Here is a 12,931-nt window from a genome sequence, read left to right on the forward strand (position 1 = left end):
GGGGGGCGGGGGGCGCCGGGGCGGGGCCGGCCCGCCCCCCGCCCGCCGGCCCCCCCCCCCGACCGCAGCGCCGCCCGGTCCACCTTGCCGCTGCGGTTCAGCGGCAGCTCCGGCAGCGGCACGTACCGCGCCGGGCAGAGGTAGGCGGGCAGCCGTTCCGCGACGTGCGCGCGCACGTCCTCGACCTCCGACGACCCGGTCGGCACGACGAACGCCACCAGGTGCCGCGCGTCGTCGTCGCCGACCGGTAGCACGGCCGCCGCGGCGACCGCCGGGTGCTCCCGCAGCACGGCCTCGACCTCGGCCGGCTCCACCAGGAACCCGCGGACCTTGACCTGCCGGTCCGCGCGACCCAGGAACTCCAGCACGCCGTCCGGCCGCCACCGCGCCAGGTCGCCGGTCCGGTAGAGCCGCCCACCGGGCGCCGCCCCGAACGGGTCCGGCAGGAACTTCGAGGCGGTCAGCCCCGGCGCGCCCCAGTACCCGCGCGCCAGCCCGTCGCCGCCCGTGTACAGCTCGCCGGGCACGCCCACCGGCACGGGCCGCATCGACTCGTCCAGCACGTACACCGTGGTCCGCTGGATCGGCGTGCCGATCGGCACGGTCGCGCCCACGTCGTCGGCCGACCGCACGACGTGGCACGCGGTGAACGTGGTGTTCTCCGTCGGCCCGTACCCGTTGACCACCGGCTTCCCGCCGCGCGCCGCCAACGCCGCGCGCACCGCGTCCGGGGCCACCACGTCCCCGCCGGCCAGCAGCTGCTCCACGTCGGCCACCAGCGACGGGTCGAGCTGGTGGAACAGCCCGGCGGTCAGCCACAGCACGCTCACCCGGTGCACGCGCAGCAGCTCGGCCAGCACCGCAGGGTCGAGCGGACCGGAGGGCGCGGGCACCACCCGGCCGCCGGTCAGCAGCGCGCCCCACACCTCCAGCGTCGTCAGGTCGAACGCGGTCGCGGACAGGTGCAGGAACGTCTGCCCCGGCCCGAACCGCGCGAACGTCGGCCGCGTGACCAGTCGAACCACACCCCGGTGGGGCACGGCTACGCCCTTCGGCTTACCGGTTGACCCGGACGTGTAGTTGACATAAGCCACGCTTAATGGATGCGCGAGGACCGCCGGAGATACGGGAGACTGCTCTGAAAGGTCTAGTTCCGGCATCACGACCGACGCCACGCCGTCCGGCAGCGCGCGTGGCCGATCCGAGACCACCAGGGGTGTGCCGGACTCGCGCAACGCCACCGCGTCCCGTGCCGCCGGGTTCTCCGGGTCCAGCGGCAGGTAGGCCGCACCGGTCTTCACCACGGCCAGCACCGCGGTCACGAAGTCCGCGCCACGCGGCAGCGACAGGGCCACCGGGCGGTCCACCCGCGCGCCCCGCGCCACCAGCACGTGCGCCAACCGGTTCGACCGCTCGTCCAGCTCCGCGTAGCTCAGCCACCGCTCGCCGTCGAACACGGCGTCCGCGTCGGGTCTCAGTCGCACCTGTTCGGCGAACAAGTCGGGCACGGTCGCGTCCGCCGGGTAGTCGATCGCGGTGTCGTTCCACCCCGTCAACACCCGCGCCAGGTCACGCGGCTCGTCGAGCTGCCGCACGGGCCGGTCCGGCGCTTCGGCCATGCCCGCCAGCAGGTCCCGGACCTGCGCCAGCACCGCGTCCGGCGCCCAACCCGGGAACCGGCCGGTGTCGTGGATGAGCTGGAAGCTCAGGCGGGGTTCGGCGAACGCGTACAAGGTCAGGGCGTAACCGGGGGTGCGCAGGATGCGGACCCGCCTGCCCGGCGGCGCGGACGGCCGCGCGGCCAGCACCGTGCCGAGTTCGCGGTGCTCGAACAGCACGAGGCTGCGCATCAACGACACGTCGTGCCCGGCCGCACCTTGGATCACCGGCAGCGGGCACAGTTGGTGGTCGCGCGCCCGCACGGACCGTTCCCGCACCGATCGCAGCCAGTCGGCCACCGACGCGTCCCGGTCGACCGGCAGCCGCAGCGGCACGGTCGCCAGCAGCAGGCCGAGCATGTCCTGCGCGCCTTCGACGGTGCCGTGGCGCGCCGCCCGGGTCACCCCGAAGACGGCCTCGTCGGCGTGCGCGTGCGCGGTCAGCACCAGGCCCCACGCGGCCAGCACCACGGTGTTCACCGTGACGCCCGCCCGTTCGGCCAGCGCCCGCACGGCCTCGGTCTCGGCGTCGGAGAGGTCGAGCGCGGCCGTGGCCATGACGGGTGTGCCGGGGCCGGCGTGCTCCAGCGGCAGGGGAGCGGGCTCGGCCGACCCCGCCAGCTCCGCGGCCCAGAACCGTTCGTCGGCCAGCCGTTCCGGGTGCCCGACCGCGATCCGGGCGTCGTGCCAGCGGGCGTAGTCGGCGAAGTCGGGGCGTGCCGTGAACTCCAGCGCGCCGCCGGCGAGCCTGGCCGCGTAGTCGTCGTCCACCTCGGCCAGCAGCATCGCGAGCGACCGGCCGTCGAGGATCGCGTGGTGGAACGTCGCCACCACCACGTCGCCGGGCAGCGCCACGACCCGCAGCGGCGGCCCGGCCACCGGGTCCACCCCGGCCCGCCGGTCGGCGGCCAGGAACGCCTCCAGGTCCGTCACCGAGCCGTCCGCCAGCACCGGGACGTCGTCGGCCGGCCCCGGCCACTGCTCCATGCCGCCGTCGGCCCGCCAGGTGAACCGGGTGCGCAGGACCGGGTGCCGTTCGACGGCGGCGCGCCACGCCGCGAGGTACGCGGCGGCGTCCAGACCGTGCGGCCAGTGCTGCACGCACTGGATGACGTCGGTCCCGGCCGACGGGTCGCGCAACCCGGCCGCGATCATTCCGCTCTGCAACGGCAGAGCGGGCGCGAGTCGTGGCGCAGAATCCGTGTGCACAAAGCCTCCCCGACGAATGTGTTTCGGGCGCGCATGACCGAACCGGCCGCCGGGAAATTCCCGGAGGCCGTTTCCGGACAACGTGGGGCACCCCTTTGGCGCGGACGTTCGGTAATGCGCGGGGTGTGGTCGGGCGGAGCGTCAGCCGCGGTGCGCGGCGACGTGCTCGCGGACGCTGCGCGGGCGCATGTCCGTCCACACCCGGTCGATGTGGGCCAGGCAGTCTTCCCTGGTGCCACGCGTTCCCTCGGTCCGCCACCCGGGCGGGAGGTCCCGGTCGGCGAACCAGACCGAGTACTGCTCCTCGTCGTTCACCACGACGAGGAATTCGTGGTAATTGGCGTTCTCGTCAGTCATGCAGTGTTCTCCTGCCCTGGGCGGATGATGCGGGCGGGTCGCCGGTCCGCGCAACGTTACGCCGCGCGTCTCGTAATGTGGAATCCTCTGAACGGTCGAACCCTTCATTCGCTTTGTGCGGTGCGGACTATTTATCCTTCCTATGGAACGTCGCGCGCCGTGTCCGGTCGGTTACCAGAGGCTTTCCCTGGTCGCTGCCGGTCAATTCCAGGCAGCCACGGAATCCGCAACCTTGTTATCGCTAACAGATGGGCGTGATGCGGCCGAACGGTCCAATGTGTCGAAACCCTTCGACACCAGGGCGCTGCGTCACGTGCGAAGACGCGCGGCTATTGAACCGTCGCCGATCGTGCTGTTAGCGTTAACAGACGCGAGGTCGAGTGGCCGGTGATCCCGGTCCACCCGCACCCGCCACCCGCCGCCACGCCCTTCCACCGGCCCGCACCGGCTTGCACGCCGGCGGGCCGACCGTGTTCGTCCATGCAGCGTCGCAGGGAGAGCAACCATGAGATCGCCTTATCGGAGCGCGCGCCGCGGCGGCGTCGTCCTCGCCACCGTGGCCACGCTGCTCGGTGGGATCACCTCGGCTCTACCGCCCACCGCGTCGGCCGCGGTGGTCGACACCAACGCCTCGTACGTGTTGGTCAACCGCAACAGCGGCAAGGCGCTCGACGTCTACGACCTCGCCACCGCCGACGGCGCGCGGATCTCGCAGTACACGCGCAACGACGGCGCGTGGCAGCAGTGGCAGTTCGTGGACTCGGGCGGCGGCTACTACCGGTTGAAGTCGCGCCACAGCGGCAAGGTGCTGGACTTCGCCGACACCGCCGACCGCACCGGGTTGACCCAGTGGACCGACCGCAACGGCACCAACCAGCAGTTCCGGCTGGCCGACTCGGCGGGCGGGTTCGTCCGGCTGCTCAACCGCGCCAGCGGCAAGGCCGTCGACGTGCTGGACTTCTCCACCGCCGACGGCGCGCAGCTCATCCAGTGGCCGGACACCGGCGGCACGAACCAGCAGTGGCAGCTGGTCAAGCTGGGCGCGTCCGCGCCGGGCACCTTCACCAACCCGATCAAGCGCAACGGCCCGGACCCGTGGATGCAGTACTACAACGGGTACTACTACCTGGCCACGACGACGTGGAACTCCACGATCACGATGCGCCGGTCGCGGACGCTGGCCGGCTTGTCGACCGCGGCCGACCAGGTGGTCTTCAACCTGACCCGCCCGAACGGGTGCTGCAACATGTGGGCGCCGGAGTTCTTCCTGCTCAACGGCCGGTGGTACCTGTACTACGTGGCCGGGCAGAACGTGTCGGACTACAACCCGACGCAGCGGCTGCACGTGCTGGAGTCCTCGGGCACCGACCCGATGGGCCCCTACTCGTTCAAGGCCGACCTGGGCAGCACGTGGGAGCTGGACCCGAGCATCCTGCAGCACAACGGGAAGCTGTACCTGATGGGCAGCGCGATGGACGGCACCCAGTCGCTGACCATCACCCCGATGTCCAACCCTTACACGCTCAGCGGATCACGGCGCACCATCTCCCAGCCGACGCTGTCCTGGGAGCGGCAGACCGCGCCGGTCAACGAGGGCGCCGAGCCGCTGTACCACAACGGGAAGACCATGATCGTGTACTCGGCCAGCGCGTGCTGGGGGCCGGACTACAAGCTCGGCCTGCTCACCCTGACCGGCTCCGACCCGCTCAACCGGTCGCACTGGACGAAGTCGCCCAACCCGGTGTTCCAGCGCAACGACGGCAACGGCGTGTACGCGCCGGGCCACAACGGGTTCTTCAAGTCGCCCGACGGCACCGAGGACTGGATCGTCTACCACGCCAACGACTCCGCGTCCGGCGGCTGCGACATGAACCGGTCGACCCGCGCGCAGAAGTTCACCTGGAACTCGGACGGCACCCCGAACTTCGGCACGCCCGTCCGGCTCGGCACCACCCTCACCGCGCCCTCCGGCGAATGAGACTCCCCCGGGGCGGGTGTCTCCCGCCCGCCCCGGGGTTCCCCCGAAAGGCACACGGCTGATGCTGCAACGACGCACACTGCTGGCCGGCGGCCTGGCCTCGCTGGCGCTGGCCCGGACCGGGGTCGCCGCCGCGGCGCCCGGTGACTCCGCCTACGTGATGGGCTACTTCACCGAGTCCCCGAACAAGGTCGCCGACCGGTACGCGCTGCACCTCGCGGTGAGCACCGACGGGCTCACCTGGACCCCGCTCAACCAGGGCAACCCGGTCGCCACGCCGACGGCGGGCACCGGCGGCCTGCGCGACCCGTTCATCATGCGCAAGCAGAACGGCGGGTTCGTCGTGCTGGCGACCGACCTGACCGGCACCGACTTCACCAAGCAGAACCAGTACATCCACGCCTGGGACTCGGCCGACCTGCGGTCGTTCACCGGGTACCGCAGGCTCAAGATGCACTCGATGCCGACCCACACGTGGGCGCCGGAGGCGTTCTGGGACGCCGCGCGCGGCCAGTACGGCATCCTCTACTCGGCCAACAGCGGCGGCCGTGACGCGTTCTACGTCAACTACACCACCGACTTCGTCACCGTCGGCGCGCCGCAGCTGTTCTTCGACCCCGGCTTCAACGTCCTCGACGCCACGATGCACGTCGGCAACGGCGCCAACTACCTGTACTACAAGAGCTTCGCCGACGGCCGCCTCTACGGCGCGCGGTCGAGCACGCTCAACCCGCGCAGCTTCGACCGCGGCACCTACACCAGCGGGGTCGTCAGCGGCGGCATCGAGGCGCCCATCGTCGTGAAGGCCCACAACCGCAACGAGTGGTGGCTGTGGGGCGACTCGTTCTCCCCGGTGAACGGCGAGCTGTACGCGTGGCGCAGCGGCGACATCAACGCCAACTCCTGGACGCCGCTGACCAAGGCCCAGTACACCCAGCCGCTCAACGCCAAGCACCCCACCATCTGCGGCATCACGGCCACCGAGCACGCCAACCTGCTGTCCCGCTGGGGCGCGCCGAGCTGGAACCGGATCAAGTCCTACAACTTCCCGGACCACCTGATCCGGCACGCCGACAACGTCGGCCGCATCGACCCGTACCCGTTCGACCCCTACCAGGACTCGCAGTGGCGCCTGGTCCCGGGCCTGGCGTCGTCGGCCGGGGTGTCGTTCCGCTCGGTCAACTACCCGGACCGCTACCTGCGGCACGTGAACTACGCGATCACGCTGGCGGCCGACGACGGCAGCCCGACCTTCGCCGCCGACGCCACCTTCCACCGCGTCGCCGGCCTGGCGGACAGCTCGTGGACCTCGTTCCGGTCGCACAACTTCCCCGACCGCCACCTGCGGCACTCCGGTTACGTCCTGCGCATCGACCCGATCAGCACCACGTCGGACCGCGCGGACGCCACGTTCCAGGTCGGGCACTGACCCAAAGGTCGGTCCGATCGGGCTGTGGGCGCGGCACCTCGGCGGCGTGCCGCGCCCACAGAGCTCCCTACCCCGGCAGCCGGTCAAGCGTCCGGGAGACGTTCTGGTCGACGATGTCGAGCATCCCGGCGCGATCGGGGAAGTCGCCGTCCAGGAGTCGCAGTGGACCCGCCACCAGTGAGAGGCAGGTGGCCAGGCGGTAGAACGCCGGCCGCGCGGGGTCGAGGCCGGGGTCGGCGAAGTGGCGGTAGTGCGGCCCGAAGCGCAGCTCCAGGAAGGCGGACCGACACCAGGTCCCGTGGCCCGAACACCTCTCGCGCCACCCCGCGCAGGTCATCGACCCCGAGGTGCCCGCGCCTCGCGCTCTCGTCCGCCGCCATGCCGCGCGTGATCACGCACGCGCGCCGGGACTGTCGCCGCATTTCGCCCTCGTCGGCAGGCACGGCCAGGCATGATCAGGGCGGGGGTGGGCGATGTCCAGGGTTGTCACGTGGTCCGTGTGCGGGCTTGTCGTCGCCTTGGCGTGGGGCGTGTCGGCGCAACCGGCGTCGGTGGCAGGGGAAGCTCGTCCGTGGTCGGGTGCCGTGTCGTCGACGGAGGTCGAGGCGGCCTGGGCGCGCTGCGCCGAACTGTCGGGCACCGAGGACGCTTTCACCCTGGGGCCCGCGTGGCGGCGAGAGGACGGACACCTCCTCATCGGTGCCATCTCGGGCAAAGTGCTGGTGAAGTGCAGCGTCCACGAATCGGGTGTCTCGATCACCTCTACCGATCCCGCCGCCACCGCGTTCCGCGAGCAGCCGTTCGCCACGATCATGCTGTCGGACTACGGGGATCGGCCGGGGTTCACCATCGTCGGGTACGCGGGCCACGACGCCGCGGCGGTGGAGTTCCGCGGCCCGAACGGGCGGGTGATCCCGGCGCAGGTGAAGGCAGGGGTGTTCCTGGCCGACCTGTCCGGATCGACGGACTACCAGGACGGGAAGCTCGTCCACGTGGTCTTCGACGCGACCGGAGCGGTGATCCCCGGCCGCTGAGCCGCGTCACGGCAGGATCGAGTCGACGTAGCCGCCGTCCACGCGCACGGCGGCGCCGGTCGTCGCCGATGCCTGCGGTGAGGCCAGGTACACCACCAGGTTGCCGATCTCCTCGGGTTCGATGAGCCGGCCGAGCAGGGACTGCGGCCGGTGCACGCGCATGAACTCCCGCTGCGCCTCCTCCCACGGCAGCGAGCGGTCCACCAGTTGGTAGACGAAGTCCTCCACCCCGCCGGTGTGCGTCGGCCCCGCGATCACGCAGTTCACCGTGACGCCGCTGCCCGCCGCCTCCTTGGCGAACCCGCGCGACACGCCCAGCAGCGCCGTCTTCGACACGCCGTAGTGGATCATCTCGGCCGGGATGACCACGGCCGAGTCGCTGGCGATGTACTGCACCCGGCCCCACCCGCGCTCCCGCATCCGCGGCAGGTAGGCGCGGGTCAGCCGGACCGCGGCCAGCACGTTGACCTCGAAGTACCGCCGCCACTCGTCGTCGGTGATCTCCAGCGCCGGCCGCGCGCCGAACACGCCGACGTTGTTCACCAGGACGTCCACCTCGGGCAGCGCCGCGATCAGCGACGCCGCACCCTCCGCCGTCGACACGTCCGCCGCGACGCCGAGCACGTTCGCGCCCGGCACCACTTCCCGCAGCCGTGCCACCGACTCGTCGACCACGTCGGCCTTGCGCCCGTTCACCGCCGTGCGGGCGCCGGCCCGCGCCAGCGCCGTCGCGATCGCCTCGCCGATGCCCTGCGTGGAACCGGTGACCAACGCCGTCTTCCCGCTCAGATCCAGGTGCATGGCGACCATGATCGCGCAAACGGCGCAACGCCGCCGTTCACGAGTACAGCGCGCCCAGGAACTCCACCAGCAGCCGCTCCCGCAACGCCGGGCTCGCCGCCGCGAGCAGCGCGTTCACCGTAGCCATCCGCTCGGGCAGCACGCCGTCACCACCACCCATGCCCGCCGCCGCGAGCAGCCCGCCGAACTCCTCGGGGGTGAGCGAGTCCGGCTCCAGCCCGCCGACGAACGCCACGACCTCCGGCGCCACCCGCACCGGCCCGGCCGCCACGGCGGCCTCCACCGACGCCCTCAGGTCGGCGAGCAGCTCCGACTCGTGCCCGGCGTTCGCCGCGGTCACGGTGAGGTGCAGGTTCGCGGGGGAGGAGCGGTGGGCGAACTGCGGCTGCACGTACCAGTTCCGCGCCTTCATCTCGTCGGCCACCGTGAACACGTCGAAGTCGTCCCGCGCGGCCGCGACCGCCAGCAACGTCGCCGACGGCTCGCCCAGCACCCGCAGGCCGTCGATCTTCCCGATGCCCTCGCGCAACACCCGCGTGCTCGCCAGGGCCTGGCGCGCGAGCGAGCGGTACCCGTCGTCGCCGACATGCCGCAGCACGGCCCACGCGGCGGCCAGCGGACCACCTGATCGGGTGGACTGGGTGGTGGAGTTCAGCATCGTGTAACCGGGCCACGCGGCCGACGCGAAGTACTGCGCCCGGCGCAGGTCGGCCGACGCGTGCAGCAGCACGGACGTCCCCTTCGGGCAGTACGCGTACTTGTGCAGGTCCACCGAGATGCTGGTGACGCCCGGCACGGAGAAGTCGAACGGCGGCGCGTCCGGCGCGTGCGGCAGCACCCACCCGCCGATGCACGCGTCCACGTGGCAGCGCACGCCGCGCTCGTGGGCCGCGGCCGCGATCTCGGCCACCGGGTCGACCACCCCGTGCGCGTACGACGGCGCACTGGCCACCACCAGCACCGTGGACTCGTCGATCGCCGCCGCCATCGCCGCCGGATCCGCCCGGAACGTCCCCGGGTCGACCGGCACCGCGACCACCCGGACGCCGAAGTAGTGCGCGGCCTTGTGGAACGCCGCGTGCGCGGTCTCCGGCAGCACCATCGACGGTCGCGTGACCTCCGGCCGCGAGTCCCGTGCGGCGACCACCGCGAGCAGGCACGACTCCGTGCCGCCCGACGTGACCGTGCCGACCGTCGCGTCACCACCGCCCAGCAACCGGGCCGCCGTGCGCACCACGTCGTTCTCCAGGCGCAGCAGGCTCGGGAACGCGGTCGGGTCGAGCCCGTTCACCGACGACGCCAGCGCGTGCGCGGACGCGGCCAACTCGTCCAGGCCCGGCAGCGCGCTGTCGTACACGTAGGCCAACGTCCGCCCGCCGTGCGTGGGCAGGTCACCGGCCCGCAGGGCACGCAGCTCGGCCAGCACGTCATCGGTCACGCGGTCTCCTCACGCAGCAGGGGCAGGGCCGCCAACGCCAGCACGGCCGGGATGACGGTGAAACCGAGCAGCGCGGCCGTCACCGCGCCGGAGGACTGCACGGCCGAGCCGTCGGTGCTCGCGACGTACCCGCCGAACGCCAGGACCAGCCCGTACACCCCGGGACCGAGCGCCAGCCCCAACGTCTCGCCGGCCGTCCACACCCCGGAGAACAGGCCCGCGCGGGTCGCGCCGGTCCGCCGCTCCTCCGCGGTGATCACGTCCGGCAGCATGGCCAGCGGGAACACCTGCATGCCCGCGTAACCCACGCCGATCACGGCCATCAGCGCCAGCACCGCCGCCACCGGCAGCACCCGTGACGCGGTCAGCCCGGCCACCGCGACCGCGAACAGCACGGACGCCGCGACCAGCCCGACCCGCTTGCCGTGCCGCCGCCCGACGCGTTGCCACAGCGGCATCACCAGCAGCGCGGGCCCGACGAACCCGGCGAACAACGCGGTCTGCAACCCCGGCTCACCCACCACCAGCCGGGCGAAGTAGTCGACTCCGGCGAGCATCGTGCCCAGGCCGACGGCCTGCACCACGAACACGGCCAGCAGCAGCCGGAACGGCCGCGACCCGCGCACCGCCGCCACGAGCTCGCCCAGGCCGGTCGCCGCGGACACCCGTCGTGACGCCGGCGCGCCGCGCGTGCCCGCGAACGTGGCCAGCGCGCCGAGCACCATCAGCGCCGCGACGGCCACGCCCATCGCCGGGTAGCCGGCCGCGTCACGCACCGCCGGCGCGCCCGCGCCGCTGACCAGGATCGCCAGCGCGAGGAACGCCATCCGCCACGCCATCAGCCGGGTGCGCTCGTCGTAGTCCTCGGTGATCTCCGCGGCCATCGCCACGTACGGCACCTGGAAGAACGCGTACGCGGTCGCACAGGCCAGGAACACCAGCGCCACGTACACGACCGCGCCCGTCCCGGTGAACGGCCCGGCGAACAGCAGCGCGAACAACACCGCCGTCACCAGCCCGCCGCGCAGCAGGAACGGCCGCCGCACCCCGGCCCGGTCGCTGAGCCGGCCCGCCACGGGGTTGAACAGCACGTCCCACGCCTTCGGCACGAGCACGAGCAGGCCGGCCACGGCGGCGGGCACGGTCAGGCCGTCGGTCAGGTAGGGCAGGAGCAGCAGCCCGGGCACGGTGCCGAACGCGCCGGTGACGAACGACCCGGTCGCGTACCCCGCCCGAACGCCGCGCGTGAGCTGCCGCATAGGCGGAAGAGTTTCGCATTCGACCCCCTACCTGCGCGAGGGGCGACTTCGGGATGGATGGCGCGGTCGGGTCGGACGTGCCGCGCGGCCGCCAGTTGGGACGGGCCGCGCGCCCGTCAGCTCGGACGCGCCGCGCGGCCGGCGGGCGTGGCGCCCGCGAGCTCGGCGACCAGCGCCACCGCGACCTCGGCCGCCCTCTCGCCGCCGGGGTGCGCCGCGCTCGCGTACATGCCCTCGATCACGAGCCAGATCCGGTCCGCCAGCAGGTCCGGCCGCTCGGCGCCCGTCCGCTCGGCCAGCTCGGCGATGTGCCCCCGCACGTCCGCCAGGTGGTCGGCGGCGAACCCGCCCACCCGGTGGTCCGGGAACTCGGTGAAGCAGTTGCGGAAGGCGCAGCCGCGGTAGTCGGGCTCCCGCACCTGGCGGGCCGCCAGCTCCGCGATCGCCACCAGCTGGGCCGCCGGGTCGCCTGCCAAGGGCGCCGTGACCTCCTCGACCTGCGCCAGCCAGGTCGCGCGCAACCCCGACAGGTGGGCGAGCACCAGGTCGTCCTTGCTCGGGAACTCGCGGTAGAGCAGGTTCTTGCCGCAGCCGCACTCGTCGACGATCCGCTGCATGCCGACCGCCCGCACGCCGTGCGCGGTGAAGAGCCTGGCCGCCGTGTCGAGGATGCGGTCCCGGGTGTCCGGTGCCGGCTGTCGCGCCATCGCTGCCTCCCACGCCCGAGCTTAGCGGACCGTTCGGTCCGACCTGCTTGACGCGACGCCGCGGCCGGTCCAAGATTACCGGACCGATCGGTCCCGGACTGATCGGTCCGTTCAGCGAGGGGGATTCTCACGATGTCGGCACCCGGCGTGCTCGTGTTCGGCTCCACCGGCAGGACCGGTGGGGCGGTGGTCGACCGACTGCTCGACGCGCACCGGGCCGGTGAGGTGCGGCTGATCGCGGCGGTCCGCCGCGCCGAGGCCGCGCCGGCGTTCGAGGCACGGGGGATCGAGGCTCGCCTCGTCGACCTCGACTCGGCCGAGCGGCACGGGTCGGCCCCGGTCGTCGCGGCGCTGCGCGACGTGCGAAGGGTGTTCCTGGCGACCGGGTACGACGTGCGGATGGTGAACCAGGCGAAGGCGGCGATCGACGCGGCCCGGCTGTCGGGCGTCGACCACGTCGTCCACCTCGGCGTGCACGCGGAGCCGGACACCACGATCGTGCACTTCGGCTGGCACCAGGTGGTGGAGGCCTACCTGGAGCGGTCCGGGCTCGGGTACACGAACCTCCACCCCACCTCGTTCATGCAGAACCTCCTGATGCCGGCGATGAGCGACGCGGGATCGGCCGTGCTCACCCACTACGTCGGCGACGCCGCGACCAGCTGGGTCGACACCGAGGACGTCGCGGAGGTCGCGTCGGTCGTGCTGCGGTCGCCCGTGGACCACGTGGGCCGCAGCTACGGGCTGGGCACGGAGACCGCCACGATCGGCGGGATCGCCGCCGCGCTCTCGGACGTGACCGGCCGCGGCTGGAGGTACGAGCCGAGGGAGCCGGCTGAGTTCTTCGCGGCGATGACGGCGGCCGGCGCGGACCCCCTCTACATGGCCTGCGTCCGCACGGTCTTCGAACGGACCAGGGAGGGTTCGCTGCCGGAGGCCGCGGCCACGTTCGACACGGTCGAGCGGATCACCGGGCGACCGGGCGCCTCGCTGCGGGACTTCCTCGAACGCCACCGCGCGCACTTCGCGCCGGCGGCCCCCTGAACCCCGGGCCAGGCGAC

11 protein-coding genes are annotated in these 12,931 nt (G+C 72.7%); 4 read left to right on the top strand and 7 right to left on the bottom strand.

Annotated elements, in window-relative coordinates:
* Nucleotides 1-2,867: non-ribosomal peptide synthetase (locus tag ABTZ99_RS43245; RefSeq protein WP_499618925.1), on the bottom strand; the 2,867-nt coding region annotated here is incomplete at its 3' end.
* Between the two features lie 141 nt (nt 2,868-3,008).
* Nucleotides 3,009-3,224, bottom strand: coding sequence for an MbtH family protein (locus tag ABTZ99_RS43250; RefSeq protein ID WP_498779048.1), 216 nt, complete (start codon nt 3,222-3,224; stop codon nt 3,009-3,011).
* Between the two features lie 505 nt (nt 3,225-3,729).
* On the opposite strand from ABTZ99_RS43250, the gene ABTZ99_RS43255 reads away from it, so the two are divergent.
* Both ABTZ99_RS43255 and ABTZ99_RS43260 read left to right on the top strand, forming a co-directional pair.
* A complete protein-coding gene (locus ABTZ99_RS43255) occupies nt 3,730-5,202 on the top strand; it encodes a family 43 glycosylhydrolase (RefSeq protein ID WP_498779047.1) in 1,473 nt (490 codons plus the stop codon).
* 61 nt (nt 5,203-5,263) lie between these two features.
* Nucleotides 5,264-6,631 carry a glycoside hydrolase family 43 protein gene (locus tag ABTZ99_RS43260; protein WP_498779045.1) on the top strand — a complete coding sequence of 456 codons (1,368 nt, stop codon included), beginning with the start codon at nt 5,264-5,266 and terminating at the stop codon, nt 6,629-6,631.
* A 67-nt stretch (nt 6,632-6,698) separates the two neighbouring features.
* Here ABTZ99_RS43260 and ABTZ99_RS43265 read toward each other — a convergent pair whose 3' ends face one another.
* A complete protein-coding gene (locus ABTZ99_RS43265; protein WP_498779043.1) occupies nt 6,699-6,968 on the bottom strand; it encodes a hypothetical protein in 270 nt (89 codons plus the stop codon).
* Nucleotides 6,969-7,215: 247 nt separating this feature from the next.
* On the opposite strand from ABTZ99_RS43265, the gene ABTZ99_RS43270 reads away from it, so the two are divergent.
* Nucleotides 7,216-7,665: a hypothetical protein gene (locus ABTZ99_RS43270; RefSeq protein ID WP_499618928.1), complete on the top strand. Its 450-nt coding sequence runs from the start codon at nt 7,216-7,218 to the stop codon at nt 7,663-7,665.
* Nucleotides 7,666-7,671: 6 nt separating this feature from the next.
* On the opposite strand, the gene ABTZ99_RS43275 is transcribed toward ABTZ99_RS43270, so the two are convergent.
* The 4 genes from ABTZ99_RS43275 to ABTZ99_RS43290 all read right to left on the bottom strand — a co-directional run bounded on the left by ABTZ99_RS43275 (nt 7,672) and on the right by ABTZ99_RS43290 (nt 11,870).
* Nucleotides 7,672-8,466 (bottom strand): SDR family NAD(P)-dependent oxidoreductase, encoded by a 795-nt coding sequence (locus ABTZ99_RS43275; RefSeq protein WP_498779040.1) that lies wholly within the window; start codon nt 8,464-8,466, stop codon nt 7,672-7,674.
* Between the two features lie 37 nt (nt 8,467-8,503).
* Entirely contained in the window at nt 8,504-9,904 is a 1,401-nt protein-coding gene (locus ABTZ99_RS43280; RefSeq protein ID WP_498779038.1) for a pyridoxal phosphate-dependent decarboxylase family protein, read from the bottom strand.
* The gene (locus ABTZ99_RS43285) at nt 9,901-11,163 is read right to left on the bottom strand and encodes an MFS transporter (protein ID WP_499618930.1); all 1,263 of its coding nucleotides are present in this window, start codon (nt 11,161-11,163) and stop codon (nt 9,901-9,903) included. The genes ABTZ99_RS43280 and ABTZ99_RS43285 overlap by 4 nt, the downstream gene beginning before the upstream one ends.
* A gap of 116 nt (nt 11,164-11,279) precedes the next feature.
* Complete coding sequence (locus tag ABTZ99_RS43290) at nt 11,280-11,870, bottom strand: TetR/AcrR family transcriptional regulator (RefSeq protein WP_499618932.1); 591 nt, start codon at nt 11,868-11,870, stop codon at nt 11,280-11,282.
* 132 nt (nt 11,871-12,002) lie between these two features.
* Here ABTZ99_RS43290 and ABTZ99_RS43295 point away from each other — a divergent pair, with 132 nt between their 5' ends.
* A complete protein-coding gene (locus tag ABTZ99_RS43295; RefSeq protein WP_499618933.1) occupies nt 12,003-12,914 on the top strand; it encodes an NmrA family NAD(P)-binding protein in 912 nt (303 codons plus the stop codon).
* The last annotated feature ends 17 nt before the right edge of the window (nt 12,915-12,931 follow it).

The organism is Actinosynnema sp. NPDC002837 (assembly GCF_040295345.1).
Lineage (GTDB): Bacteria > Actinomycetota > Actinomycetes > Mycobacteriales > Pseudonocardiaceae > Actinosynnema.

Excerpts from the sequence above, each read along its gene's own strand:
- ABTZ99_RS43265 (WP_498779043.1), bottom strand. The coding sequence starts at position 6,968 with ATGACCTGCGCGGGGTGGCGCGAGAGGTGTTCGGGCCACGGGACCTGG.
- ABTZ99_RS43260 (WP_498779045.1), top strand. The coding sequence starts at position 5,264 with ATGCTGCAACGACGCACACTGCTGGCCGGCGGCCTGGCCTCGCTGGCG.
- ABTZ99_RS43290 (WP_499618932.1), bottom strand. The coding sequence starts at position 11,870 with ATGGCGCGACAGCCGGCACCGGACACCCGGGACCGCATCCTCGACACG.
- ABTZ99_RS43285 (WP_499618930.1), bottom strand. The coding sequence starts at position 11,163 with ATGCGGCAGCTCACGCGCGGCGTTCGGGCGGGGTACGCGACCGGGTCG.
- ABTZ99_RS43250 (WP_498779048.1), bottom strand. The coding sequence starts at position 3,224 with ATGACTGACGAGAACGCCAATTACCACGAATTCCTCGTCGTGGTGAAC.
- ABTZ99_RS43275 (WP_498779040.1), bottom strand. The coding sequence starts at position 8,466 with ATGCACCTGGATCTGAGCGGGAAGACGGCGTTGGTCACCGGTTCCACG.
- ABTZ99_RS43295 (WP_499618933.1), top strand. The coding sequence starts at position 12,003 with ATGTCGGCACCCGGCGTGCTCGTGTTCGGCTCCACCGGCAGGACCGGT.
- ABTZ99_RS43255 (WP_498779047.1), top strand. The coding sequence starts at position 3,730 with ATGAGATCGCCTTATCGGAGCGCGCGCCGCGGCGGCGTCGTCCTCGCC.